The following is a 25,469-nucleotide window of genomic DNA, read 5'->3' as shown; positions in this document are numbered from 1 at the left end:
GATTAACGGATTAATCCACGGGTAGAACGGCTGAAGAAGTCGTAGAAAGGTTGCACTTCGCTGTGCTGCTGTGCGATAGCTTCGATCTCTGGCTTCACTTCCTCCAGTGTTCTGCCGCTGCGGTAGAGCAGCTTGTAGGCGTTGCGGATGGCGTGCAGCGACTCTTTGCTGAAGCCACGGCGCTTGAGACCTTCGATATTGATCCCGAACGGCGTCGCGTGATTGCCCTGTGCAATCACATAAGGAGGGACATCCTGTGCCACGCCGGAGCAGCCGCCAACCATCACATGCGCACCGATGGTGCACCACTGATGGACCGCTGTCATGCCGCCAATAATGGCGAAATCATCGACCGTGACGTGACCACCCAGAGTGGCGTTGTTGGCGAAGATGCAGCGGTTGCCAATCACGCAGTCATGCGCGATATGAACGTTTACCATCAGCAGATTATCGCTGCCCACCGTGGTGACATGGCCACCCTGGGTAGTGCCACGGTGAATCGTCACGCTTTCACGGATGCGGTTGCGATCGCCGATCTCAACCCGTGTTGGCTCACCGGCATATTTCAGATCCTGATTCACTTCCCCGATTGAGGCGAACTGATAGATCTGGTTATCTTTACCGATACGCGTGTGGCCGTTCACCACAACGTGTGACTTCAGTACCGTTCCTTCACCGATCTCAACATTCGCGCCAATAAAGCAAAACGGGCCAATGTGAACACGGGCGCCAATGATAGCGCCCTCTTCGATAACAGAACTGGGATGGATAGTGGCGGTTGGATCAATCACGAATTATGCCTCCCGGCTGCGGGCACACATCATGGTCGCTTCACAAACGATTTTACCATCGACAGTCGCCACGCCTTTAAAGCGGGTCAGACCACGGCGGGTTTTCTCGAAAGTCACTTCCATGATCATTTGGTCGCCTGGTACGACAGGGCGTTTGAAACGGGCATTGTCGATACCGGCAAAGTAGTAGAGTTCGCCTGGCTCCAGTTTACCCACGCTTTTAAACGCCAGAATTCCGGTAGCCTGCGCCATCGCTTCCAGGATCAGAACGCCAGGAAAAATCGGTTTACCAGGGAAATGCCCCTGGAAAAACGGTTCATTAACAGAAACGTTCTTCACTGCACGCAGGTATTTGTGCTCTTCAAATTCAAGCACACGGTCTACCAGCAGAAACGGATAGCGGTGCGGCAGCAGCTCTAAAATCTCTTCAATTTTCAGAGTATGAGTTTCAGTAGTCAAAATACTCTTCCTGTCCTAAAAATCTGATGACATCAATAACACGGCCTGCACAGATCAAGTGATCTTCCGCAGGCCGCAAATAGGTTCTGTGGCGCCGGGCTTCCCTGCTTAACATTTTTGTTATGAAAGCCGGTCAGTTTGGGGATGGCGGTTAGTCGTCTTTGCCGACCTTGCGCTCGATGGCTTTTAAGCGTTTGCTCATGTCATCGATGTTCATCACCAGCGCTGCAGTTTTGCGCCAGGTTTTGTTGGGTTGCAGCGGAATGCCGGATGAATAAACACCTGGCTCTGTGATAGGACGCATGACCATGCCCATACCGGTCACCGTTACTTTGTCACAGATTTCCATGTGGCCGTTAATGACGCTGGCACCGCCAATCATACAGTAACGCCCAATCTTCAGACTACCCGCCATGATCACACCGCCTGCAACGGCTGTATTGTCGCCAATAACTACGTTGTGGGCGATCTGGCACTGGTTGTCTATGATAACACCATTGCCGATCAGAGTGTTATCCAGCGCACCGCGATCGATGGTTGTACAGGCACCTATTTCCACGCGATCGCCGATAATCACCGCGCCTAACTGCGGGATTTTCACCCAGTTACCGCGATCGTTGGCGTAACCAAAACCATCAGAACCGATGACCGTGCCTGACTGAATCAGACAATCCTGACCGATGACAATCTCGTGATACACAGAAACGTTGGCCCATAGACGGGTTCCGCTGCCGATACGGGTTTTTTTGCCGATAAAGCATCCTGCACCAATTACCACGTTATCGCCCAGCTCCACATCCGCTTCAATCACGGCGTTTGCGCCAATCGCGACATTGCTGCCGAGACGGGCCGAAGGGTCAATCACCGCGCTGGGCGCAATGTTCTGCGCAGGCTGAGGGGTAGTGTCGAGTATCTGTGCCATACGCGCGTAGGTCAGGTAGGGATTTTTCACTACCAGCGCCGCGGTATTACACCACTCCAGATCCGCTTCCGTCAGCACCACGGCTGAGGCCTTAATCAGGGCGAGTTGCTCGCGGTAACGGCTGTTTGCAAGAAAAGTGATTTGACCAGTTGTGGCGGATTGCATAGAAGCAATGCCGGAGATGGCGATATCGCCATCTCCGTGCAATTCTGCATCCAACTGCTGGGCTAAATCAGCCAGTCGAATAGATGACATGAATTATTTAACCTGTTTCAGCACGTCAGCCGTGATGTCTTTTGCGTTTGATGCATAAGCCACCGCGTTCGCGTCGATGACGACGTCATAGCCATCGCTGTCCGCGACTTTCTTCACGGCGTCCTGAATACGGCTCAGCAGCTTGTTACGCTCTTCCATCTGACGGCGACGGTTATCCTGCTCAAACGCCTGTGCTTTCGAAGAGAAGGCTTCACGCTGTGACATGACGTCTTTCTCCATGCGGCTGCGCTCGCTGGCCTTCATGGTCGAACCGTCACGCTGCAGACGCTGCATTTTGGTTTGCAGATCGCGTTCCTGGCTCTGCAGCTCAGTTGCACGGCCTTTGAACTCGTTTTCCAGCTGTTTAGCAACAGTCGCTCGTTGCGGTAACTGTTGGAAAATGCTGGACACGTTTACCACTGCAATTTTGTCAGCAGCCTGAACACCAGCGGAAACCGCTAAAGCAAGACCCAGACCTGCGGCACACAACAACTTTTTCACTATAAACTCCTTACCATCAACGTTTGTGTCAGCGACACAGTGTTTGCACCGGAACAGCAGCGGGTGCTGTCCGGCAGCAAGACTTCAGCTTGCATCCATGCTCAGAACATTACCAGGTTTTACCAATGTTAAACTGGAACTGCTCTGATTTGTCTCCCTCGACTTTCTTCATCGGCTGGGCATAAGAGAATACCAGCGGGCCAAGCGGTGACATCCACTGCAGCGCTACACCGCTTGAAACGCGGATGTTGTTTGGATCGCTATAGTCAGGAATGCCCGCAGCACGCGTTTTGTCGGTATTTTCCCAATGGGTATCCCACGCGGTACCGGCGTCGACAAACACCGACGTACGTACCGAGTTAGCATACTTTTCGCTCAGGAACGGCGTTGGCGTAATCAGCTCAAGGCTGGCGATCGCCATCGCGTTACCCCCGACCGCATCGTCAGACTTACAGACGCCATCTGGATCGGCAATCCGGCAGTTAGACGAGTTGTTATTGTAGTAAGCGGCTTTCGGACCAATGGTGTTGGACTGGAAGCCACGTACGGTGCTTGAACCACCGGCGTAGAAGTTCTCATAGAACGGCATCTCTTTGCCGCCAAGTCCATCGCCATAGCCCACGCGGCCACGGCCCAGCAGCACCCAGGTATGATCCTGGTTAATCGGCATATATTGCTGGGTATCCAGCGTCGCCTTATAGAAGCTGTTATCTGAGCCTGGAATCGTCACCTTACCGTTCAGGTTGGTGCGGTTACCCGACGTCGGGAAGAAGCCGCGGTCCAGGGTGTTGTACGTCCAGCCATAGTTAAAGGTGAAGTCATCCGCAGAGAACTCACCTTTGTCGTTAAGCTGCTGCGGCTTGCCAACCGAGTCGAGATAACGCCACATCGCTACCTGCGGCTGCATGTTGGAGAGGTCGTTATGGACATAGCCCAGACCGACACGCAGGGTGTTGTTTTCGTTAACCGGGAAGCCGAGCGTACCATCCAGACCATAACTTTTGTTGGTATAGTCAGAGAGGTCCGCGTTGTCCGCTTTAAAGTCGTTGTAGAACAGACGACCACCCAGACTGACACCGTCAACAGTGAAGTACGGATCGGTCAGCGAGAATTCCGCATAGGTCTGGTAGTCATTTTTGGTGCCGCTGATACCGACGGTATTACCGGTGCCCAGCCAGTTATCCTGCGTTACCCCGACCTGGAAGCTCACGCCACTTTCGGTGCCGTAGCCGACGCCGAAGTTAAAGGTCCCGGTGTTGCGCTCTTTAACCTTATAAACCACATCCACCTGGTCCGGTGAGCCCGGTACGCGCTGGGTATCCACATCCACGGTTTCGAAGTAACCGGTGCGGTTCAGACGCTCTTTACCCTGCTCAACCAGGTCGCTACCCAGCCACGCGCCTTCCATCTGGCGCATCTCACGACGTAACACCGAATCTTTCGAGGTGTCGTTGCCTTCGAAGCGGACGTTGCGCACGTAGTAGCGGTTACCCGCATCCACATTGATATGCAGTTTTACGGTCTTATCAGCGTCGTTGATTTCTGGCTGTGTCGCCACGCGCGGATAGGCATAGCCATAGCGGCCCAGCAGTTTCTTGATGTCATCTTCCATCTTCGTCACTTTGGCGCCGTTATAAAGCTCGCCTGACGGAATCTTGGTCAGATGTTCAATTTCTGCTGAGTGGCCCGCCATGCTGCCATTGACGATCACGCCCGCAATTTTATACTGGTCGCCTTCGGTGATGTTCACCGTGATGTAGATGCCTTTTTTATCGGGCGTCAGGCTGACCTGAGTAGAATCGATGTTGAAGCGTGCATAACCGCGATCCAGGTAGAAGCTGCGCAGGGTTTCGAGGTCGCCCGCCAGTTTCTGTTTCTGGTATTTGCGGTCACCCACCACGTTCCACCACGGCACTTCATCGCGCAGCTGGAAGCGGGAGATCAGCTCGTCGGAGCTAAAGGCTTTGTTACCAACGATGTTGATCTGCTGAATTTTGGCAGAGACACCTTCGGTAAAGACCAGCTTCAGGTCGACACGGTTACGTGGCAGCGGCGTAACCACGGCTTTCACGTTAGCGGTGTATTTCCCGACGCTGTAATAGAAATCCTCAAGGCCTTTCTCGATAGAAGAGATGGTGGTGCGGTCCAGCGCTTCGCCGACACGCACACCAGAGGCTTCCAGATTCTGTTTGAGCTGGTCCTCTTTCACCGCTTTGTTACCGCTGAAGGTAATGCTGGCAATGGTAGGACGTTCTTTGACCTGGACAATTAGTGTTGTACCGTCTCGCAGGACCTGAACATCCTCAAAGTTGCCAGTAGCAAACAGCGAGCGAATGGTGTTTCTGACATCATCGTCATTCACCGTATCGCCAACCCGTACTGGCATACTCAGCAGAGCCGCGCCGACGGCGACTCGCTGCAGCCCTTCGAAATGAATATCCTTCACCACGAAATCGTCTGCACCGTAAACGGTGGCGCTGCTAAACAGCAGCGACGCTATGAGCAACTTTTTCATCGCCATCGTTGTTATGCGTTTTCCTAACACATCCCTCGAATGTTCGCGTTCCAGCGGTTACAAACGTGAGAAATCATTGAAAAGTGCAAGCCCCATTAACAGCACCAGCAGAATTGAGCCGATGCGATAACTAAAGTCCTGAACTCGCTCGGACACCGGTCCACCTTTGATCTTTTCGATCGCCAGGAAGAGCAGATGACCACCATCTAAAACCGGCAGAGGGAACAAGTTGATGATGCCCAGGTTGACGCTAATCAGCGCCAGGAACATCAGGTAATAAATCAACCCGTACTCCGCTGACAACCCTGCGCCCTGTGCAATTGAAATTGGCCCGCTCAGGTTGTTCAGCTTCACATCGCCGGTTATTAACTTGCCCAGCATGGACACGGTGAGCTTCATCAGCTGCCAGGTTTTTACACTGGCTTCGCCGATAGCGGCAAACGCGCCATACTGCCTTACCGTTTTGTACTCTTCTGGCAGCGGGATTACGCGCGGAATGACACCCGCAAATCCCGCTTTACTGCCCGCTTTCGCTTCCGGCGTCATCGTCAGCGCAATCGAGTCACCGCCGCGATCCACCTCAAGTGCCATGCTTTTGCCCGGGTTATCCCGAACCTGGGTCACAAAGGACTGCCACTGCGATAATGGCTGACCATCGACTTTAACGATCCTGTCGCCTGCTTGCAAACCGGCTTCACTGGCTGGCGAATTCGCCTGTACTTCTGCCAGCGTGGTCTCAATCTGCGGACCGCGAGGCTGAATCCCTAACGCAACGACTGGATCCTGCTTATCCGGCTCAAACTGCCAGTTACGCAAATCCAGCTGCTTCTGCTGCGTCGCTTCTTCGCCAAATCGGGCCACGGTCAGCGTGGTACTGCTGTCCCCGATTTTACCGACCAGCGCCATACGCACAGCATCCCAGTCAGGCGTTTCGATACCGTCAACCGCCTTAAGTTCCATGCCGGGCGTAATTTGAGCTTCTGCAGCCACCGAACCGTTTAAAATTTCACCGATTACCGGGCGCACGCCGGGCACGCCGTGAATAAACACAACCCAGTAGGCGAAGATGGCGAAGATGAAGTTCGCGACGGGACCCGCCGCGATGATGGAGGCGCGTTGCCAGACGGTTTTGTTGTTAAAAGCCTGATGACGCAGCTCGGCCGGCACGCTTTCAACGCGTTCATCGAGCATTTTGACGTAGCCGCCGAGCGGAATCAGCGCGATGACATATTCGGTGCCGTGGCGGTCACGGCGCTGCCAGAGCGCCTTGCCGAAGCCTATGGAAAAGCGTTCAACCTTAACGCCACAGCGACGAGCGACCCAGAAGTGGCCAAACTCATGAACCGTAATCAGTACACCCAGCGCAACGATAAAAGCGACGAAACTCCAGAGTATGCTCAACATCTTTTGCCTGTCCTTAGAGAGTGCGGAACACCAGCAGCAGTAAACAGGCAAACACCGGCACCGCCGCAGTCAGGCTATCGATGCGGTCAAGCATGCCACCATGCCCCGGGATCAGGTTGCCGCTGTCCTTAATGCCCGCTTCACGTTTGAACATACTCTCCGTAAGGTCGCCCAGTACCGACGCCAGCGTTGAAATCACCGCACAGACCACCAGCGTACTGGCAGAAACCGTAAGCGGCGCCAGCGAGGCAAACAGCAGCGCAATCAGCGCCGAGCAGACCAGACCACCCAGAAACCCTTCCCAGGTTTTTCCCGGTGAAACCTTCGGCGCCAGCTTGTGTTTGCCGAACATTTTGCCAAACATGTAGGCTCCCGAATCCGCGCCCCACACCAGCAGCAGCACAAACAGCAGCCACCAGGCACCGGCAAAGTGGTCAGTTTCATAGTGATACTGGCGCAGCGCCACCATGCCCCAGAAAAAGGGCACCAGGGTTAATATGCCAAAGAGTAAGCGGAGCGGACGCGAATGGCGCCAGAAAGCCGCAGAAGCGGGATAGGAGAGCACAAGCAGCAGCGCCACAACCCACCACACGAGCGACGCCCAAAGCGATGTCGCAATCTGTGGCAGATGCACGGTGTGTTGATAGGGTGGCAGCGTAAACTGCATCAGTGCCAGCAGCAGGCCACAAAGTACAGCCAGCCAGACGCGCTGCTGGCGTGATGCCATCCCTGCAAACTGCCCCCACTCCCAGGCGGCCAGCATGCAGATAACAATCGTTGTCAGTGCGAAACCTACGGGCGGTAACCAGAACAGTGCAACTATTACCAGCGGAATTAAGATCAACGCGGTAATCAGACGAGACTTCAGCAAAGGTTACCCCCAGATTGCTCAGGCGCCGCCTGGTGCAGCGCCGCCAAAACGACGCTCCCGCAGAGAGAATGCATTCAGTGCACCTTCAAAAACGTGTTCATCGAAATCCGGCCAGAGCACATCGGTAAAATAGAATTCAGCATAGGCAATTTGCCACAGCAGGAAGTTGCTAATCCGATGCTCTCCCCCGGTCCTTATCACTAAATCCACTGGCGCCAGCTCCTGCATACAGAGCTGCGACGTCAGGCTCTCTTCGGTAATCTGATCAGGTCTCAGTAATCCTTCCTGAACCTGTTCAGCCAGTTTTTTCACGCCTTCGATAATATCCCAACGGCCGCCATAGTTGGCAGCAATGTTGAGCGTCAGGCCACTATTATTTGCAGTCAGTGTCTCAGAACGACGAATACGTTCCTGAATACGCGGACTGAAACGGCTGGTATCGCCAATGACACGCAGACGGACATTATGTTTATGCAGGCTTTTAACTTCGCTATCCAGCGCCCAGACAAACAGTTCCATCAACGCGGTGACTTCCTGCGCTGGCCGACTCCAGTTTTCACTGCTGAAGGCGTAAAGCGTCAGGGCTTCGAGATTGTTGCTGACCGCAAAGCTGACGGCACGGCGTACCGATTTAACGCCCGCTCTGTGACCGGAAATCCGCAATTTTCCCTGATTTTTTGCCCAGCGACCGTTGCCATCCATGATGATAGCGACGTGACGCGGGCCGTTTCCCTGCTGGTCATCAGTGTTGTTGTGATTGTTAGACGACATAACGCTTAACCAATTCCTTTCATCAGAAATGCTGTGGTTTCTGAATACATTGCGCCCGATTCAAATCCCGACACGCTCTGAGTGCCGGGCCACACCGAATTCGGTGACAGACCGTGAAACGCGAGCCAGCGACTATACCATTTTCACCTGAAGCGAACAAATGGCCTCATAGCGATCGCTGTCACGACGTAAAACGCGGCAACATTTCTGTTGCCAGCGCGCGCGCGATGCGATCAATTTCGAGGACAGCGTCCACCGAATCCGGTTCCGGACATGCCTGTGCCGCCATCACTGCACTGTTCAGGGCGGCAATGTCGGTGAAGCGGATCTGGTGATTCAGGAAAGCCGCGACGGCAACCTCGTTGGCGGCATTAAGCGTGGTGGTCGCCGCCTGCCCTGCGTCACAGGCATCAATAGCCAGTTTGAGGCAGGGATAGCGGCTGAAATCAGGTTCTGCAAAGGTCAGCGCCGACATGCGGGTAAAATCCAGCGGTGTCACACCAGCATGAATACGCGACGGCCAGGCCATGCTATGAGCAATCGGCGTACGCATATCCGGAGAACCTAACTGAGCCAGCACGCTGCCATCGCAGTATCGCACCATGGAATGAATCACCGACTGGGGGTGAAGGATCACTTCCATCTGCGCTGCGCTGGCATTGAACAACCAACGGGCTTCAATGTACTCGAGACCTTTATTCATCATGGTGGCCGAATCGACAGAGATTTTTCTCCCCATCGACCAGTTCGGATGCGCACAGGCCTGGTCCGGCGACATGGCACTGAGATCCGCTAACGCTGTGTCACGAAAAGGACCACCCGATCCCGTAAGGATAATCGACTCAATGCCATTATCCTGCAGGTCAGCGTAACCTAACTGATGCTGGATGGTAGCGGGTAAACTCTGAAAAATGGCGTTATGCTCGCTGTCGACCGGTAGTAACTGTGCGTGATGATGACGCACCGCCTCCATAAACAAACGGCCGCAGGTGACAAGGGACTCTTTGTTAGCCAGCAGGACTGTTTTGCCCGCACGAATGGCCGCCAGTGTCGGCAGCAGACCCGATGCGCCCACAATCGCCGCCATGACCTGATCCACCTCGTCCAGCGCAGCCAGTTCACAGGCGGCCTGAACGCCGGAGAGCACTTCAGTGTTAACTCTGATTGCTCTCAGTCGCTCACGCAACGCAGCAGCGGAGGCGTCGTCTGCCATGCAGGCGTAGCGCGGAGTAAAGGCTGCACACTGTTCAGCCATTAGCGCCACGTTGTGACCGGCTACCAGTGCCGTGATCTGATAAAGCTCTGGGTTGGCGCGAACCACCGCCAGCGTGCTGGTGCCGATCGAGCCGGTTGATCCCAGCAGAGTTAATCGCTTCATGAGGCTATCCGTGTGAAGTCAGCGTGCCCACAGGCACAATGTAAAACGCCGCCAGATGTCGCATTCATTCGAATACCTCTCTGTACGGCGTTTTGTCGGGCAGTGATGGGATCAGAAATCCATCAGCTCCGTCTCTTTTTCTGACAGTGCAGCATCGACTTTTTTGATGTAAGCATCCGTCATTTTCTGGATTTCATCCTGCGCACGACGTTCGTCGTCTTCGCTGATCTCTTTATCTTTCAGCAGCGCTTTGATTTTATCGTTGGCATCGCGACGGACGTTACGTACCGACACCCGGCCCTGCTCGGCTTCGCCGCGCACGATTTTAATCAGATCTTTACGACGCTCTTCGGTCAGCGCAGGCAGCGGAACACGGATGTCGCTACCGGCTGAACTTGGGTTCAGACCGAGATCGGACTTCATGATCGCCTTTTCAACTGCCGCACTCAGTGTGCGATCAAACACGTTGATTTTCAGCGTGCGTGAATCTTCCACAGTGACGGAAGCCAGCTGACGCAGTGGCGTCGGCGTGCCGTAATATTCGACGACGATGCCGTCAAGCAGCGAAGGGGAAGCACGACCTGTGCGCACTTTGCTGATGGTATTTTTGAATGCTTCAACGCATTTTTCCATGCGCGTGTCAGCATCTTTTTTGATGTCGTTAATCACGTTGAAACCCTTGGATTCGGTTTGACCTGGCCAGTTCCGGCATCACCGGAAGCGGGATCGATAATTATCGATAATCCTGACTGGTGCGCAATGCATTATCATCGCGCTGACAGAATATACCTTATTTTATCTCGCCTCGGGTATTAATGCGTAATCAGGGTGCCTTCTTTTTCACCCATGACTACGCGACGCAGCGCGCCAGGCTTGTTCATGTTGAAAACTCGGATAGGTAATTTGTGGTCGCGCGCCAGGGTAAAGGCCGCGAGATCCATCACTTTCAGCTCCTGATCCAGCACTTCGGTATAGGTCAGCTGCTCATAGAGGGTTGCATCCGGATTTTTCACCGGGTCAGCAGAGTAAACGCCATCGACCTTGGTCGCTTTCAGCACTACGTCCGCCTCAATCTCAATGCCGCGCAGACACGCCGCAGAGTCCGTGGTGAAGAACGGGTTGCCGGTACCGGCGGAGAAAATCACCACGCGGTTATTGCGAAGCAGGCTGATCGCTTCTGCCCAGCTGTAGTTGTCACAGACGCCATTCAGTGGAATCGCTGACATCAGGCGTGCATTCACATAGGCGCGGTGCAGCGCATCACGCATCGCCAGACCGTTCATAACGGTTGCCAGCATACCCATGTGGTCGCCTACGACGCGATTCATTCCCGCCTGTGCAAGGCCTGCGCCACGGAACAGGTTACCACCGCCAATCACAACACCGACCTGGATGCCCAGTTCAACCAGCTCTTTTACCTCTTGTGCCATACGGTCAAGCACACTCGCGTCGATACCAAAACCTTCAGCGCCTTGCAGGGCTTCACCGCTGAGTTTAAGCAGGATACGTTGATAAACAGGTTTTGCGTTGGTCGCCATGGTCAGTTCTTCCTGGAAGATTGGGTGTAAAAAAGAAGTAAATTCTGATCGATCATCCGCTTACCGCGATGAAATTGCTATTGGGATGAAACTGAAAACGAGCCTGTTGCGGTGCACAGACAAAAAAGAACCGCCATCTGGCGGTTCTTTCAAAGCATTAAGACTGTTTGGACATGGCTGCAACTTCTGCAGCAAAGTCAGACTCAACTTTCTCGATGCCTTCACCCACTTCGAAGCGGATGAAGTTGATGACGTCAGCGCCCTGCTCTTTCAGCGCCTGGCCAACGGTTTTGCTTGGGTCGATAACGAAAGCCTGACCGGTCAGAGAGACTTCGCCGGTGAATTTCTTCATACGGCCTTCAACCATCTTCTCAGCGATCTCTTTTGGCTTGCCAGACTGCATCGCGATGTCCAGCTGAACCTGGTACTCTTTCTCAACCACGTCAGCAGAAACGTCTTCTGGCTTAACGAATTCAGGCTTGCTTGCTGCAACGTGCATTGCGATCTGTTTGATCAGATCTTCGTTTGCGCCGGTTGCTGAAACCAGAACGCCGATACGTGCGCCGTGCAGGTAGCTGCCCAGCTCAGCGCCTTCCAGGATTGCAACGCGACGGATATTGATGTTCTCACCGATTTTAGCAACCAGTGCAACGCGCTCTTCTTCGAACTGCGCTTTCAGGACTTCAACATCGGTAACGCGATCGGCAGCAGCTGCATCCAGAACTTTGTCTGCGAATGCCTGGAAACCGCCATCTTTTGCAACGAAGTCAGTCTGGCAGTTTACTTCCAGAATAACGCCGTAGTCGCCAACGATCTTGGTTTTGATCACGCCATCAGCAGCCACGTTGCCTGCTTTTTTCGCTGCTTTGATTGCGCCAGACTTACGCATGTTCTCAATCGCCAGCTCAATGTCGCCGTTCGCTTCAGTCAGCGCTTTTTTGCAATCCATCATGCCAGCGCCAGTACGCTCACGCAGTTCTTTTACCAATGCAGCGGTAATGTCAGCCATTCCAGAATCCTCGGTTCGTGCCTGTGTGCATGTGCACCAGCAGACACTTATTTGCGGAAAATTTTTCTGTCCCGCCGTCCGGTAGGCAGCGTGACAGACTAAGATAAAATAAAGGGGCCAGTATAGGCCCCTTACAGATCACATCTGAATGCTAAGGGCTCTTATGCAGAGCAAACCTTATTAAGCGTTTTCTAAAGACGCTTCTTCAGCTTGCTCAGCCAGGTCCTGAGAGCGGCCTTCGCGAACGGTAGTCGCAACGGCATTCAGGTACAGGCTTACAGCACGGATCGCATCGTCGTTACCTGGGATAACGAAATCAACGCCATCTGGATCAGAGTTGGTATCAACGATAGCAAATACCGGGATACCCAGGTTGTTTGCTTCTTTGATTGCGATATGTTCGTGATCAGCATCAACAACAAACAGCGCGTCTGGCAGACCGCCCATGTCTTTGATACCGCCCAGGCTGTTTTCCAGCTTGGCCAGCTCACGCGCACGCATCAGCGCTTCTTTTTTGGTCAGTTTGTCGAAAGTACCATCCTGAGACTGAGTCTCCAGATCTTTCAGACGCTTGATTGACTGACGAACCGTTTTCCAGTTAGTCAGCATGCCACCTAACCAGCGGTGGTTGACGAAGAACTGGTCGCAGCTCAGTGCAGACTCTTTTACCGCTTCAGCAGCAGCGCGTTTGGTACCTACGATCAGGATCTTACCTTTACGGGAAGCGATCTTGTTCAGCTCAGCCAGTGCTTCGTTGAACATAGGGACAGTTTTCTCAAGGTTGATGATGTGAACCTTGTTGCGCGCACCAAAGATGAATGGCTTCATTTTTGGGTTCCAGTAACGGGTCTGGTGACCGAAGTGAACACCCGCCTGGAGCATGTCGCGCATGGAAACAGTTGCCATGATTACCTCTGAATTTTGATTGGGGTTGGGCCTCCATGTATCCCATACGACCGACCTCTTTCAAGGCACCCCGGCGTATGTGTCGATACATGTGTGTTTTATTACACATAATGAGAGTTATGCGTTTCCTGCTGACCGAAACGGCCATACAGAGAATCGTCGGCGCGCTTTATACCACAACCAGCGCCGGGACGCCAATAATTGATCGCGAGCCGGGGCCAGTGCGTTCTCTATTTGGCAGCCCATTTACGGGCTGCTAACATGGCAGCACAGAGTTCATTATTGTCGAAATTTTCGACAAATGCGGATTAATTTAATGGCAATTTCAATCAAAACCCCCGAAGAAATCGAAAAAATGCGCGTCGCCGGCCGACTGGCCGCTGAAGTGCTGGAGATGATCGAACCCCACGTTCAGCCGGGTGTAACGACCGGTGAGCTGGACCGCATCTGCCACGAGCACATCACGCAAAAGCAGCAGGCGGTTTCTGCCTGTCTTGGCTATCACGGTTTTCCAAAATCAGTCTGCATTTCGGTGAATGAAGTGGTGTGCCACGGCATCCCAAGCGACGATCGTCCGTTAAAAGATGGCGATATCGTTAATATCGATGTCACGGTTATCAAAGATGAGTATCACGGTGACACCTCTAAGATGTTTATCGTGGGTAAGCCGACAATCCAGGGCGAGCGCCTGTGCCGCATCACGCAGGAGAGCCTCTATCTTTCCCTGCGTCTGATTAAGCCCGGCATCCGCCTGCGCGAGCTGGGCCGCGCAATTCAGAAGTATGTGGAAGCGAACGACTTCTCCGTAGTGCGGGAATATTGCGGCCACGGCATTGGTAAAGGGTTCCACGAAGAGCCTCAGGTGCTGCATTACGATGCCGATGACAGCGGCGTGGTGCTGCAGGCGGGCATGACCTTTACGGTCGAGCCGATGGTCAACGCTGGCGATTACCGCATCCGCACCATGAAAGATGGCTGGACGGTAAAAACCAAAGATCGCAGCTTGTCCGCACAGTATGAGCATACTATTGTGGTGACGGAAAACGGCTGTGAGATTTTAACCCTGCGTAAAGATGACACGCTGCCTGCTGTGCTCGTCGCCGAAGGGTGATTCCCCGATTACAGATCAAGCCGGCGCTGAGCCGGCTTTTTTTTGGCTAAAAGAGAAGAGCTGCATGAGCGTGAGTCTGTCGGAAGATGTGAAGAGCGGTCTGGCCGATTCCCCGGCCGAGTGGAGTGACGACCAGCTGACCCGCGACAGCCTGAAGCTGCGGCTGGAACAGTTTCAGCAGCATCTGGCTGCCGCCTTTGATGCGGGTGAAGCGGTAGCGTCGCTGATTGATGCGCGCACGCTGTTTATTGATCGGCTGCTGTGCCGCCTGTGGCGCTTTTTTGGCTTTGCGGAGATGCCCGCGATCGCGCTGGTTGCCGTGGGCGGCTATGGCCGCGCCGAACTGCATCCGCTCTCAGATATTGATGTCCTGATCCTCAGTCGCCAGCCACTGGATGAACAGGCTGCGCAGCGTACCAGCGCGCTGCTGACGCTGATGTGGGATCTCCGGCTGGAAGTAGGCCACAGCGTCCGCACGCTGGAAGAGTGCCTGCTGGAGGGGCTCTCTGATCTCACCGTTGCCACCAACCTGATTGAGTCCAGGATGCTGACCGGCGATGTGGCGCTGTTTCTCGAGTTGCAGAAGAATATCTTCAGCGATGGCTTCTGGCCCTCCTCCACCTTTTTTGCGGCCAAAACGGAGGAGCAGCAGGAGCGACATAAGCGTTATCACGGCACCAGCTACAATCTGGAGCCGGACATTAAGAGCAGCCCCGGCGGCCTGCGGGATATTCATACGCTGCAGTGGGTCGCCCGACGTCATTTTGGTGCCACCACGCTGGATGAGATGGTCGGCTTTGGTTTCCTCACCGACGCGGAGCGCAGCGAACTCAATGAATGCCAGGCGTTTCTCTGGCGCATCCGCTTTGCCCTGCACCTTTCCCTGCCCCGCTACGACAACCGCCTGCTGTTCGATCGCCAGCTCAGCGTGGCACAGCGCCTGAACTACCAGGGCGATGGCAATGAGCCGGTTGAGCGAATGATGAAGGATTTTTATCGGGTCACGCGGCGCATCGGCGAGCTGAATCAGATGCTGCTGCAACTGTTTGATGAGGCAATTCTGGCGCTTTCCACCAGTGAAAAGCCCCGCCCTGTCGATGACGATTTCCAGCTGCGCGGCGATTTAATCGACCTGCGCGACGAAACGCTGTTCAGACGCGAGCCGCAGGCGATTCTGCGCATGTTCTACGTCATGGTGCGTAACGACAACATTAAAGGCATCTACTCCACCACCCTGCGCCATCTGCGTCATGCACGTCGTCATCTCAGTCAGCCGCTGTGTCAGATTCCGGAGGCACGCCGCACCTTCATGTCGATTCTGCGTCATCCTGGTGCAGTCAGCCGGGCGCTGGTGCCCATGCATCGCCACAGCGTATTGTGGGCCTATACGCCACTATGGGGCCAGATTGTCGGACAGATGCAGTTCGATCTGTTTCACGCCTACACCGTTGATGAACACACCATCCGGGTTCTGCAGAAGCTGGAAAGCTTTGCCAGTGAAGCGACCCGGCCGCAGCATCCGCTGTGCGTTGAGCTGTGGCCCCGTCTGCCTCAGCAGGAGCTGCTGCTGATGGCCGCCCTGCTGCATGACATTGCCAAAGGGCGCAACGGCGACCACTCTGTTCTCGGCGCGCAGGATGCGCTCGACTTCGCAGAGATGCACGGCCTGAACTCGCGGGAAACGCAGCTGGTGGCCTGGCTGGTCCGTCACCACCTGCTGATGTCAGTGACGGCGCAGCGGCGCGATATTCAGGATCCGACGGTGATACAGCAGTTCGCCGAGGTGATGCAGAATGAGAACCGGCTGCGCTATCTGGTCTGCCTGACTGTCGCCGACATCTGCGCCACTAACGAAAGCCTCTGGAATAGCTGGAAGCAGAGCCTGCTGCGCGAGCTGTTCTTCGCCACCGAGAAGCAGCTACGACGCGGCATGGAAAACAGCCCGGATCTGCGCGAGCGGGTACGTCATCATCGCCTGCAGGCGCTGGCACTGTTGCGTATGGACAATATTAACGAAGAGCGGCTGCATCAGATCTGGAATCGCTGCCGCGCCGACTATTTCCTGCGCCATACCCCCAATCAGATCGCCTGGCATGCCCGACACCTGCTGGGTCACGATCTGAAAAAACCGCTGGTACTGGTCAGCCCGCATGCCACGCGTGGCGGAACGGAAATTTTTATCTGGAGTCCTGACCGGCCGCATCTGTTTGCCGCCGTCGCCGGTGAGCTGGACCGCCGCAACCTCAGCGTACACGACGCACAAATCTTCACCAGCCGCGATGGCATGGCGATGGATACCTTTATCGTGCTGGAGCCGGATGGCAGTCCGCTCTCGCCGGATCGTCATCCGATGATTATTCAGGCGCTGGAACAGGCGATTACCCAGTCCGAGTGGGTGCCGCCACGCACCCGCCGCCCGTCAGCCCGGCTTAAACATTTCAGCGTGGATACCGAAGTCAATTTCCTGCCAACGCACACCGACCGGCGCAGCTATCTGGAGCTGGTGGCGCTGGATCAGCCCGGCCTGCTGGCACGGGTCGGAGAAGTCTTTGCCGATCTGGGGGTTTCACTGCATGGCGCACGCATCAGCACGATTGGCGAGCGGGTCGAAGATTTGTTTATTCTGGCTAACAGTGAACGGCAGGCGCTGAACGAAGAAATGCGCAAAGCGCTGCAACAACGGTTGACAGAGGCCCTTAATCCAAACGATAAAGTGTGACCCGAACCGACTGGTAAACCTTTATCTTTTTACTTGTGCCGGGGTATTGCCCGGCATCGTACATGACAGATCAGGAAAAAAATATGCAACAGTTACAGAGCGTTATTGAATCCGCCTTCGAACGTCGCGCTGACATCACCCCGTCCAGCGTCGACGGCGAAACCCGTGATGCCATCAACCAGGTAATCTCTCTGCTGGATAGTGGCGCACTGCGCGTTTCTGAGAAGATCGACGGCGAGTGGGTAACGCATCAGTGGCTGAAGAAAGCAGTGCTGCTCTCTTTCCGCATCAATGACAATCAGGTGATGGAAGGCGCGGAAACCCGTTTTTATGACAAAGTGCCGATGAAGTTTGCGGGCTGGGATGAGGCTCGTTTCAAAGAAGCCGGTTTCCGCGTGGTGCCGCCTGCGGCAGTACGCCAGGGTGCGTTTATCGCCCGCAACACCGTGCTGATGCCTTCTTACGTCAATATTGGCGCGTTCGTCGATGAAGGCACCATGGTGGACACCTGGGCGACCGTGGGCTCCTGTGCGCAGATCGGTAAAAACGTTCACCTCTCTGGCGGCGTCGGTATCGGCGGCGTGCTGGAGCCGCTGCAGGCTAATCCGACCATCATCGAAGATAACTGCTTCATCGGCGCACGCTCTGAAATCGTGGAAGGCGTGATCGTCGAAGAGGGCTCAGTGATCTCCATGGGCGTCTACATCGGTCAGAGCACCAAAATCTACGATCGTGAAACCGGCGAAGTACATTATGGCCGCGTTCCTGCCGGTTCAGTGGTGGTTTCCGGTAACCTGCCGTCCAAAGATGGCAGCTACAGCCTCTACTGTGCGGTGATCGTGAAGAAAGTGGATGCGAAAACCCTCAGCAAAACCGGCATCAACGAACTGCTGCGCACCATCGACTGATTTTCGTGACGGGCTGGAAACCAGCCCGTCATCTTTTCTTTACAATCCCTCCGGAACAGCCTGCTTCGCGCCGCGAAAGATCGGGTGCGTTTAGTTTTTATCCAGGTCATAATCCGCGCCAGTTAAATCCTGCTGCGCAATGTTCATCCCGCTGCTTTATGTCTACAGTTGTCTGACGTCATGAACAAAACTGCGCGCTTCTCACTTTTGATGGAAACAACGCTATGTATGACAATCTTAAAAGTTTAGGAATCAGTAACCCGGATGATATCGACCGTTACAGCCTGCGTCAGGAAGCCAACAACGATATTCTGAAAATTTACTTCCGCAAAGATAAAGGCGAGTTTTTCGCGAAGAGCGTTAAATTCAAATATCCGCGCCAGCGCAAAACGGTTGTGGCCGACCACGCGACGCAGGGCTACAAAGAGGTGCAGGAGATCAGCCCGAACCTGCGTTATGTCATCGATGAGCTGGACCAGATTTGCCAGCGTGACCAGGTTGAAGTCGATCTGAAACGCAAAATCCTCGATGACCTGCGTCACCTGGAAAGTGTGGTATCCCATAAGATCACTGAAATTGAATCGGATCTGGAAAAATTAACCCGTAACGGTCGTTAATTTTCCCACCGACAGACAGGGCCAGCGCTGCTGGCCTTTTTTATGTCTTGCGCTTTCCCTCATCCCTGCTCATCCAGCTGCAACGCGACATAGAGCAGCAGCCGATCGTCGAACTGGCCAAGATTGAGCCCGGTCAGCTCAGAAATCCGGTTCAGCCGATATTCCAGCGTGTTGCGATGGATAAACAGTGCGCGCGCCGTGGCACCCGGCTGAACATTATGAGTGAACCAGGCGATCAGCGTCCGGCGCAGCAGGCCATTGTTATCCATGCTTTTAAGTTTCGCCAGGGGCCGGGCGAGTTCGTTAGCCTGCCAGCCGCCGCGCAGACTGTCGAGCAGCACTGGCAGCATCAGGTCCTGATAAAAGTAACTGCGCACATCGGGCATCCGCTGCTTGCCAACCATCATCGTCGTGTGCGCCGTCCGGTAGGAGCGCGCAATGCCGCCCGGGCCACTGAAAAAATTACCCAGCGCAATGCGCATCCGCAGGTGTCCGCTCTCTTTCATTCGCTGCAGTAACTGTTCAACGCGACGGCGATGATCCTCCTGATCATAGCGTCCATGGGCATTCAGGGCGGGTTTCAGCACCACCATCTCCGTCAGCGATACGATAGCGATCAGGTTATCGCGTTCAGGTGTCGTGAGCAGCGTCTGGAGCTGCTGTAATTCCGACATCGCACTGTCAACGCCAAGCTGACCACTGTCAATCTCCAGCACCGCGACCACGCGCGGCTGATTGAGATCGATACCGAGCCGCTGCGCCCATTCGGTCAGCTGCGGTGACAGGGTATCGCTGCGGATCAGGTTCAGCACCAGCTCCTCACGCAGACGGCTATCCTGCGCCAGCAGATGCAGCAGTCGCGCCTGTTCCAGCATCATCTCCGCCGTCATACAGACCAGCTCGCCATAGTGACGTAAGGCGACCGGCTCCCCTGTCAGGCCAATCACGCCAACGATCTCGCCATCGATCCGCAGCGGCAGGTTAATACCGGGCCGCACGCCATGAAGATGTTTAGCCACTGCCTCGTCGATATCGACCACCCGCCCCTGAGAAAGCACCAGCAGCGCACCTTCGTGCAACTCTCCAATCCGTTCCCGGTCACCGCTGCCGATGATCCGGCCACGCGCATCCATCACGTTGACGTTACTGTCAATAATCTTCATGGTGCGTGCCACGATATCCTGTGCCAGCCGGGCATCAAGGTGATAGGTCGCCATCCATAACTCCTGATAGAGAGGGGGAGAAACAGAATACGCATGGGTTGCGCACAGAGCATTGTGCAATTGCACAGAGCCGGGGAGGCATTTACCGAATCTGCGGTCAGCATCACACTCTGGCAGGATAAAGCGCAGATATAAAAAAGGCGGACCGTAGTCCGCCCATTGCTGAAAGATAGGCTGTTACTGCATCAACAGATAGATACTGCTGTCACCGCGTTTCACGTTCAGCGCCAGTACGGAAGGTTTAGTATCCAGCACTTTGCGCAGTTCACCCAGGTTCGTGACGACCTGCTGATTAACACCCTGAATCACGTCGCCCTTTTTCAGGCCGATGCGCGCCGCGGCGCTGCCCGGTTTCACGTTATCCACGCGAACCCCTTTATCACCGGTCTCCACATTGCTGAGATCAGCCCCTTCAATGCCGTTATAGATGGTGGCCGACTGTACTTTCGCCTGGCTGCTCTGCTGCAGCTGAACGGAGACATCGACCGGCTTGCCGTCACGCAGCAGGCCCAGCTTCAGCGTGGTGCCCACTGGCAGTGAACCCACTTCGGCGCGCAGTGACGCAAAGCTGCTCAGCGGTTTGCCGTTCATTGAGACGATGACGTCACCCGCTTTGATGCCCGCTTTGGCCGCCGCCGAATCCGGCAGCACCTGGCTGACAAAGGCGCCGCGCTGTGCATCGACCTTCATCGCTTTTGCCAGCTCGGAGTTCAGCTCCGTGCCCTGCACGCCCAGTTCGCCGCGTTTCACCTGACCAAACTCAACCATCTGGGCCGTCAGGTTTTTCACCATGTTACTCGGGATCGCAAAGCCGATACCGATGTTGCCGCCGTCCGGCGCCAGGATGGCGGTATTAATCCCGATCAGCTCACCGTTGAGGTTAACCAGCGCACCACCGGAGTTACCCCGGTTGATCGCCGCATCCGTCTGGATGAAGTTTTCGTAGTTTTCCACGTTCAGGCCGCTGCGGCCCAGCGCCGAGACGATACCGGACGTCACGGTTTCGCCCAGGCCATAAGGGTTACCGATCGCCACGGTGTAGTCACCCACGCGCAGGTTGTCGGAATCAGCAATTTTCACGGCGGTCAGGTTTTTCGCATCTTTCAGCTGCACCAGCGCGATGTCTGAGCTTGGATCTTTACCGATCACTTTAGCGTCGTAACGGCGACCGTCGCTGAGCTGCACCTGAATTTTGGTCGCATTGTTGACCACATGGTTGTTCGTCACCACATAGCCTTTTTCAGCATTAATGATAACGCCCGATCCCAGCGCCCGGAATTTCTCCTGCTGCGTATCCGGTCCGGGCGCGCCGCCGCCCTCGCCGCTCTGGCACATGGGTGAACTCTGGAACGGAGAGCCGTCCTGACAGAAAGGCGAATTGTCGCCAAAGAATTGCTGGAACTGTTGCGGCATACGCGGGGTTTTCACCGTGGTGGTCCCCTCGACGCTGATACTGACCACAGAGGGCATTACTTTCTCCAGCATAGGAGCCAGACTTGGCTGCTGCTGGCTATCAGATGAGGCCGTTTGTGCAGCAGAAACAGTAACAGGGGCGAGGGCCATGCTCAGGCTCAGAGCCAGCGCACTTAACATTAAGGTCTTTGTTTTCATTTTTCGTTTCTCAATAAGATTACTGTTCAGACCATTGCTGTGGTCGAAAGGTGAGATAAATGTTTTAGCGCGAAGTTCCTTTAAAAGTTTAAGCCAAAGGTAAAAATTTATTCGCGCTCTTTACAATCGGTGGCTTATTCTACGGCCATCAGTCGGCGATACTCATCCCACGCATAGAGATCGGTCATCCCGCTGATATAATCCTGAATAAGCCGGAAACGATAATAACGTTCCCACAACAGCCGTTGATATTTATGTTCCACGACCAGATTACGCATCTTATGCAGATAGGCTTTGCGATGTTTGCCGGAGAGCTTATGGAAAAGCCGGGTTTCGATAGGATGCTGGCGCAGGAAATCTTCATTTATCAGCGTGGTAAAGGCTTCATAGTTCAGGCGCATCAGTGGCGCATAGATTTCCAGTAAGCCCTTAATCACCCGGTAGCCCTGCAGCTCCAGCTGCTCCACTTCAGAGTGATTAAACACATGCTGGCGCGCGACGGTCTTGAACAGCTGCAGCAGACGCCCCTCTTCTCCCTCATCTTCAAGCAGCGCATGATTGAAACTGCCTGCGAATATTGCCGGCAGATTATCGACAAAACGTTTCACGGCGTAGCTGACCAGCACGCTCTGAACATTTACGCGTAATGACATAAAAAATTGATCGCTGCGGCTGCGACGTTTTTTACTGCAGGCTTCACGCCAGGCTTCGCCAATCGTCCGGCTGAAGGCATCATTATTTTTGACTGGCCCCCAGGCTTTATTGAGAAACTCATACAAACTTTCAACATTAAAGATATCTTTTTCTACAGCATCGTCCAAATCGGCAATACAGTAGGAGATATCATCGGCGGCTTCCATTATATAGGTGAGCGGAAAGCGGTGATGTTCTTCCATATTGGTGGCGGCGCGCAGGTCGGCAATATAATCCTGCTCGGAGAGATAAAATCCCGGCTTTTTCATTAATACGCTAAATTCAGCGGGCTTTTCACCCTGCCACCAGGCGGGCGCGGTATATTTCAGGATACAGGCGACCTGAGAATAGCTGAGGTTGAGTTGCAGCAGCGTGTGCACCATGCGGATGGCCTGCGCGTTGCCCTCAAAATGACAGAGATCCTGACGGATCATGGCATTGAGTTGATCAAATGCGCTGCGTTGCGCCTCCCCTTCCACGCCCGCCACCAGCGGATCCACCAGCTCAGCGGCGAGATTCGCTTCAAACCAGTCGTTAATGGCCGCCTCGCCAAAATGGCCAAACGGTGGATTGCCGACGTCGTGCAGCAGACACGCCATCTCAATCAGGCTTTCAAATGCGCCTTCGAGTTCATCCAGCCCGTACTGTGCCAGCCCGCCCTGCATTTTCAGCGTTTGCAGGATCTCTTTGGTGATATACCGCCCGGTCTGTTGTACCTCCAGCGAATGCGTCAGGCGGGAGCGGACGGCGGCGTTGCGCTCCAGGGGAAAAACCTGGGTTTTCTGCTGCAGGCGGCGGATAGCCGCAGAGTTAATAATGCGTCCGCGGTCGCTCTCAAAATGACGCGTAATGTAATATTCGCCTTCCGGATCTTTTCGGCTGGTATAAGGGCGCGAGAAGCTGATCTTCTTCCTGAAATTGATCGCCGACATGAATTACCCCTGACTTTTTCGTGAATTAATCCCCGGATTGCCATGCTAAACTATGCCCTAAATTTTGACTCTTTACATTAGCGGAACTCATTATGAAAGCAGGCATCATTGGCGCGATGGAGCAGGAAGTTACCCTGCTGCGCGACAAAATTGAAAACCGTCAAACGCTGTCGCTGGCGGGTTGTGAAATCTATACCGGCACCCTGCAGGGCGTTGAGGTGGCACTGCTGAAATCGGGCATCGGTAAAACCTCTGCCGCGCTGGGTACCACGCTGCTGTTACAGCTCTGCAAACCCGACGTGGTGATCAACACCGGTTCGGCGGGTGGCTTAGCCTCCACACTCAGCGTCGGTGATATCGTCGTGTCTGAAGAGGTGCGCTATCACGATGCGGACGTCACCGCGTTTGGGTATGAGCCGGGTCAGATGGCGGGTTGTCCGGCCGCGTTTGTTGCCGACAGTACGCTCGTCGCGGCAGCAGAAGCCTGCATTAAACAGCTGAATCTCAATGCCGTGCGCGGTCTGGTAGTAAGTGGTGATGCCTTTATCAACGGTGCAGAGCCGCTGGCGCGTATCCGTCATCAGTTCCCGCAGGCGATTGCCGTTGAAATGGAAGCGACCGCGATCGGCCACGTCTGCCACCAGTTCCAGGTGCCGTTCGTGGTGGTGCGCGCGATCTCCGACGTTGCCGATCAGGAATCTCACCTCAGCTTCGACGAGTTCCTGAGCGTCGCGGCGAAGCAATCTTCGCTGATGGTGGAGAACCTGCTGGCGCATCTGGCGCGTGGCTAAAACCCTGCTCCTCTGCTGGCTGCTGCTGTTCAGCGGCAGCCTGCTGGCTTCCCCGCCCCGCGTTATCACTCTTGCTCCCCACCTGACCGAACTCGCCTTTGCCGCCGGGATCACCCCGATTGCGGTAAGCGCCTGGTCCGACTATCCGCCGCAGGCGAAACAGATTGAGCAGGTCGCGAACTGGCAGGGCATCCGGGCCGAACGTATTCTGCAGCTGAAGCCGGATCTGGTGCTGGCCTGGCGCGGTGGCAATCCGCAGCGTCAGATTGCGCAGTTGCAGCAGCTCGGCGTGACCGTGAAATGGATCGATCCGCAGACGCTGGATGAGATGTTCGCGGCGCTGGCCGGGCTGGGCCGCTGGAGCCCTGATCCGGCGCAGGCCGCCCACGCCGCACAGCAGCTGCGCGAGCAGGCAGTCGCGCTGCGGCAGCGCTATGGCCATCTCACCGCCGTTCCGCTTTTTCTGCAGTTTGGTCAGCAGCCGCTGTTCACGGCCTCCGGCGCCACGCTGCAGGATGCGGTTATCCGGTTATGCAGCGGCAGCAACATCTTTGCAGAAAGCCGCGTCAGCTGGCCACAGGTCAGCCGTGAGCAGGTACTGATGCGTCATCCACAGGCCATTGTGATTGCGGGCAGCCTCCGGCAGGCGGAAAATATCCGCGCATTCTGGCGGCCACAACTTAGCGTTCCGGTAATCGCCATTAACGAAGACTGGATCAGCCGGCCAGGCCCGCGGCTGCTGCTGGCGGCCCGGCAGCTCTGTGCAGCTCTGCACCCCGCCCCGTAAAGAGTGATTTAATTAAAGTCCCTGCTTTACTTGCCGTTAAACACTATCAGAGACGGACGCGCCACGTATGCTCGCCGTCCTTTCAGCGCTTATGCGCCTTTACGACACCAGGAACTGATCATGACCAGAGCACTGCTGCTGGCCATAGGGCTATCGCTCGCCGGGACAGGGATTGCGGCATCGATAAATGGCTCTATCGCTGCCAGACTTGTTATCTATTCACGCTGTGAAATCAGCACGACTCCGCGTCAGTCCGCGCCACAGATCGACTGTGGCAGACAGCCGCAGGCGCTGCCGCGCGTGACAGAGAGTCAGATTCAGATGCAGGGAAGTGTAAAGCAGCGTAATCGGCTGATTACGGTTGAGTGGTAAGCGAGGCCGTCAGCATGACGGCCTGCATCATCAGATACTGAAAGAGGAACCACACCCACAGGTGGTTTTGGCATTCGGATTGGTCACGATAAAGCGCGATCCTTCCAGACCTTCTGTATAGTCAACTGAACCGCCCACCAGATACTGCAGGCTCATCGGGTCAACGACCAGGGAAACGCCCTGCTTTTCAATCGTCATATCGCCATCGTTCAGCTGGTCATCAAAGGTGAAGCCATACTGGAAACCGCTGCAACCGCCACCGGTAATATAGACGCGCAGTTTCAGCGCCGGGTTTTCTTCGTCGGCAATCAGGTTTTTCACCTTGGTGGCTGCGGCGTCGGTAAACTGCAACGGCAGTGCTGCTACTTCATCACTCATGTTTTAC

Annotated in this window: 24 protein-coding genes; 7 read left to right on the top strand and 17 right to left on the bottom strand. The window is 55.0% G+C overall.

What is annotated here, in order from left to right; all coding sequences use genetic code 11:
* Positions 1–2: 2 nt before the first annotated feature.
* From lpxA to rpsB, 13 genes are all read right to left on the bottom strand, one after another.
* Entirely contained in the window at positions 3–791 is a 789-nt protein-coding gene (gene lpxA, locus ACLHDD_RS00825; RefSeq protein WP_427102546.1) for an acyl-ACP--UDP-N-acetylglucosamine O-acyltransferase, read from the bottom strand.
* 3 nt (positions 792–794) lie between these two features.
* On the bottom strand, positions 795–1,250 hold the full coding sequence (gene fabZ, locus ACLHDD_RS00820; protein WP_009091980.1) for a 3-hydroxyacyl-ACP dehydratase FabZ: 456 nt from the start codon (positions 1,248–1,250) through the stop codon (positions 795–797).
* A gap of 151 nt (positions 1,251–1,401) precedes the next feature.
* Positions 1,402–2,427 (bottom strand): UDP-3-O-(3-hydroxymyristoyl)glucosamine N-acyltransferase, encoded by a 1,026-nt coding sequence (gene lpxD / locus ACLHDD_RS00815; protein WP_427102545.1) that lies wholly within the window; start codon positions 2,425–2,427, stop codon positions 1,402–1,404.
* Positions 2,428–2,430: 3 nt separating this feature from the next.
* A complete protein-coding gene (gene skp, locus ACLHDD_RS00810) occupies positions 2,431–2,928 on the bottom strand; it encodes a molecular chaperone Skp (protein WP_003852644.1) in 498 nt (165 codons plus the stop codon).
* 109 nt (positions 2,929–3,037) lie between these two features.
* The gene (gene bamA / locus ACLHDD_RS00805; RefSeq protein ID WP_427102544.1) at positions 3,038–5,449 is read right to left on the bottom strand and encodes an outer membrane protein assembly factor BamA; all 2,412 of its coding nucleotides are present in this window, start codon (positions 5,447–5,449) and stop codon (positions 3,038–3,040) included.
* 51 nt (positions 5,450–5,500) lie between these two features.
* Positions 5,501–6,847 (bottom strand): sigma E protease regulator RseP, encoded by a 1,347-nt coding sequence (rseP, locus tag ACLHDD_RS00800; protein ID WP_427102543.1) that lies wholly within the window; start codon positions 6,845–6,847, stop codon positions 5,501–5,503.
* 13 nt (positions 6,848–6,860) lie between these two features.
* Positions 6,861–7,718: a phosphatidate cytidylyltransferase gene (gene cdsA / locus ACLHDD_RS00795; protein WP_427102542.1), complete on the bottom strand. Its 858-nt coding sequence runs from the start codon at positions 7,716–7,718 to the stop codon at positions 6,861–6,863.
* Positions 7,719–7,736: 18 nt separating this feature from the next.
* Positions 7,737–8,489 (bottom strand): (2E,6E)-farnesyl-diphosphate-specific ditrans,polycis-undecaprenyl-diphosphate synthase, encoded by a 753-nt coding sequence (gene ispU, locus ACLHDD_RS00790; protein ID WP_313653164.1) that lies wholly within the window; start codon positions 8,487–8,489, stop codon positions 7,737–7,739.
* A gap of 181 nt (positions 8,490–8,670) precedes the next feature.
* Positions 8,671–9,867 (bottom strand): 1-deoxy-D-xylulose-5-phosphate reductoisomerase, encoded by a 1,197-nt coding sequence (ispC, locus tag ACLHDD_RS00785; RefSeq protein ID WP_427102541.1) that lies wholly within the window; start codon positions 9,865–9,867, stop codon positions 8,671–8,673.
* A 111-nt stretch (positions 9,868–9,978) separates the two neighbouring features.
* Complete coding sequence (gene frr / locus ACLHDD_RS00780) at positions 9,979–10,536, bottom strand: ribosome recycling factor (RefSeq protein WP_009091992.1); 558 nt, start codon at positions 10,534–10,536, stop codon at positions 9,979–9,981.
* Positions 10,537–10,679: 143 nt separating this feature from the next.
* Positions 10,680–11,405, bottom strand: coding sequence for a UMP kinase (pyrH, locus tag ACLHDD_RS00775; protein ID WP_009091994.1), 726 nt, complete (start codon positions 11,403–11,405; stop codon positions 10,680–10,682).
* A 157-nt stretch (positions 11,406–11,562) separates the two neighbouring features.
* Positions 11,563–12,414: a translation elongation factor Ts gene (tsf, locus tag ACLHDD_RS00770; RefSeq protein WP_313653159.1), complete on the bottom strand. Its 852-nt coding sequence runs from the start codon at positions 12,412–12,414 to the stop codon at positions 11,563–11,565.
* Between the two features lie 180 nt (positions 12,415–12,594).
* The gene (gene rpsB, locus ACLHDD_RS00765) at positions 12,595–13,320 is read right to left on the bottom strand and encodes a 30S ribosomal protein S2 (RefSeq protein ID WP_009091997.1); all 726 of its coding nucleotides are present in this window, start codon (positions 13,318–13,320) and stop codon (positions 12,595–12,597) included.
* Positions 13,321–13,636: 316 nt separating this feature from the next.
* Here rpsB and map point away from each other — a divergent pair, with 316 nt between their 5' ends.
* The 4 genes from map (at position 13,637) to ACLHDD_RS00745 (ending at position 18,675) form a co-directional block, all read left to right on the top strand.
* Positions 13,637–14,431: a type I methionyl aminopeptidase gene (gene map / locus ACLHDD_RS00760; protein WP_427102540.1), complete on the top strand. Its 795-nt coding sequence runs from the start codon at positions 13,637–13,639 to the stop codon at positions 14,429–14,431.
* A 64-nt stretch (positions 14,432–14,495) separates the two neighbouring features.
* Positions 14,496–17,150, top strand: a complete 2,655-nt coding sequence (glnD, locus tag ACLHDD_RS00755; protein WP_427102539.1) for a bifunctional uridylyltransferase/uridylyl-removing protein GlnD — start codon at positions 14,496–14,498, stop codon at positions 17,148–17,150.
* 83 nt (positions 17,151–17,233) lie between these two features.
* A complete protein-coding gene (dapD, locus tag ACLHDD_RS00750; RefSeq protein ID WP_427102538.1) occupies positions 17,234–18,058 on the top strand; it encodes a 2,3,4,5-tetrahydropyridine-2,6-dicarboxylate N-succinyltransferase in 825 nt (274 codons plus the stop codon).
* 224 nt (positions 18,059–18,282) lie between these two features.
* Entirely contained in the window at positions 18,283–18,675 is a 393-nt protein-coding gene (locus ACLHDD_RS00745; protein WP_010254085.1) for a DUF3461 family protein, read from the top strand.
* Positions 18,676–18,734: 59 nt separating this feature from the next.
* Here the strand turns inward: ACLHDD_RS00745 and ACLHDD_RS00740 are convergent, their stop codons facing one another.
* The 3 genes from ACLHDD_RS00740 to dgt all read right to left on the bottom strand — a co-directional run bounded on the left by ACLHDD_RS00740 (position 18,735) and on the right by dgt (position 23,134).
* Positions 18,735–19,892, bottom strand: a complete 1,158-nt coding sequence (locus tag ACLHDD_RS00740; protein WP_427102537.1) for a CdaR family transcriptional regulator — start codon at positions 19,890–19,892, stop codon at positions 18,735–18,737.
* A 183-nt stretch (positions 19,893–20,075) separates the two neighbouring features.
* Entirely contained in the window at positions 20,076–21,509 is a 1,434-nt protein-coding gene (degP, locus tag ACLHDD_RS00735) for a serine endoprotease DegP (RefSeq protein ID WP_427102536.1), read from the bottom strand.
* Positions 21,510–21,643: 134 nt separating this feature from the next.
* Positions 21,644–23,134 (bottom strand): dGTPase, encoded by a 1,491-nt coding sequence (dgt, locus tag ACLHDD_RS00730; protein ID WP_427102535.1) that lies wholly within the window; start codon positions 23,132–23,134, stop codon positions 21,644–21,646.
* A 92-nt stretch (positions 23,135–23,226) separates the two neighbouring features.
* On the opposite strand from dgt, the gene mtnN reads away from it, so the two are divergent.
* From mtnN to ACLHDD_RS00715, 3 genes are all read left to right on the top strand, one after another.
* Positions 23,227–23,925 carry a 5'-methylthioadenosine/S-adenosylhomocysteine nucleosidase gene (gene mtnN, locus ACLHDD_RS00725; RefSeq protein ID WP_427102534.1) on the top strand — a complete coding sequence of 233 codons (699 nt, stop codon included), beginning with the start codon at positions 23,227–23,229 and terminating at the stop codon, positions 23,923–23,925.
* Complete coding sequence (btuF, locus tag ACLHDD_RS00720) at positions 23,918–24,712, top strand: vitamin B12 ABC transporter substrate-binding protein BtuF (RefSeq protein WP_427102533.1); 795 nt, start codon at positions 23,918–23,920, stop codon at positions 24,710–24,712. Before mtnN ends, btuF begins: the two co-directional genes overlap by 8 nt.
* A gap of 120 nt (positions 24,713–24,832) precedes the next feature.
* Complete coding sequence (locus tag ACLHDD_RS00715; RefSeq protein WP_427102532.1) at positions 24,833–25,084, top strand: hypothetical protein; 252 nt, start codon at positions 24,833–24,835, stop codon at positions 25,082–25,084.
* Between the two features lie 30 nt (positions 25,085–25,114).
* Here the strand turns inward: ACLHDD_RS00715 and erpA are convergent, their stop codons facing one another.
* Complete coding sequence (gene erpA / locus ACLHDD_RS00710; protein WP_111140272.1) at positions 25,115–25,462, bottom strand: iron-sulfur cluster insertion protein ErpA; 348 nt, start codon at positions 25,460–25,462, stop codon at positions 25,115–25,117.
* Positions 25,463–25,469: the final 7 nt, after the last annotated feature.

The organism is Pantoea sp. NSTU24, assembly GCF_050157905.1.
Taxonomy (GTDB): Bacteria; Pseudomonadota; Gammaproteobacteria; order Enterobacterales; family Enterobacteriaceae; genus Pantoea.
Note: the sequence above shows the minus strand (reverse complement) of the source record. Positions and strands in the feature narration are given on the sequence as shown.

Bases quoted from the DNA above. Each gene is read 5' to 3' on its own strand.
- ispU (WP_313653164.1), bottom strand. From the start codon at position 8,489: ATGTCGTCTAACAATCACAACAACACTGATGACCAGCAGGGAAACGGC.
- ACLHDD_RS00745 (WP_010254085.1), top strand. From the start codon at position 18,283: ATGTATGACAATCTTAAAAGTTTAGGAATCAGTAACCCGGATGATATC.
- bamA (WP_427102544.1), bottom strand. From the start codon at position 5,449: ATGGCGATGAAAAAGTTGCTCATAGCGTCGCTGCTGTTTAGCAGCGCC.
- rpsB (WP_009091997.1), bottom strand. From the start codon at position 13,320: ATGGCAACTGTTTCCATGCGCGACATGCTCCAGGCGGGTGTTCACTTC.
- map (WP_427102540.1), top strand. From the start codon at position 13,637: ATGGCAATTTCAATCAAAACCCCCGAAGAAATCGAAAAAATGCGCGTC.
- rseP (WP_427102543.1), bottom strand. From the start codon at position 6,847: ATGTTGAGCATACTCTGGAGTTTCGTCGCTTTTATCGTTGCGCTGGGT.
- mtnN (WP_427102534.1), top strand. From the start codon at position 23,227: ATGAAAGCAGGCATCATTGGCGCGATGGAGCAGGAAGTTACCCTGCTG.
- lpxD (WP_427102545.1), bottom strand. From the start codon at position 2,427: ATGTCATCTATTCGACTGGCTGATTTAGCCCAGCAGTTGGATGCAGAA.
- glnD (WP_427102539.1), top strand. From the start codon at position 14,496: ATGAGCGTGAGTCTGTCGGAAGATGTGAAGAGCGGTCTGGCCGATTCC.
- dapD (WP_427102538.1), top strand. From the start codon at position 17,234: ATGCAACAGTTACAGAGCGTTATTGAATCCGCCTTCGAACGTCGCGCT.
- pyrH (WP_009091994.1), bottom strand. From the start codon at position 11,405: ATGGCGACCAACGCAAAACCTGTTTATCAACGTATCCTGCTTAAACTC.
- ACLHDD_RS00740 (WP_427102537.1), bottom strand. From the start codon at position 19,892: ATGGCGACCTATCACCTTGATGCCCGGCTGGCACAGGATATCGTGGCA.
- ACLHDD_RS00715 (WP_427102532.1), top strand. From the start codon at position 24,833: ATGACCAGAGCACTGCTGCTGGCCATAGGGCTATCGCTCGCCGGGACA.
- degP (WP_427102536.1), bottom strand. From the start codon at position 21,509: ATGAAAACAAAGACCTTAATGTTAAGTGCGCTGGCTCTGAGCCTGAGC.
- tsf (WP_313653159.1), bottom strand. From the start codon at position 12,414: ATGGCTGACATTACCGCTGCATTGGTAAAAGAACTGCGTGAGCGTACT.
- ispC (WP_427102541.1), bottom strand. From the start codon at position 9,867: ATGAAGCGATTAACTCTGCTGGGATCAACCGGCTCGATCGGCACCAGC.
- erpA (WP_111140272.1), bottom strand. From the start codon at position 25,462: ATGAGTGATGAAGTAGCAGCACTGCCGTTGCAGTTTACCGACGCCGCA.
- dgt (WP_427102535.1), bottom strand. From the start codon at position 23,134: ATGTCGGCGATCAATTTCAGGAAGAAGATCAGCTTCTCGCGCCCTTAT.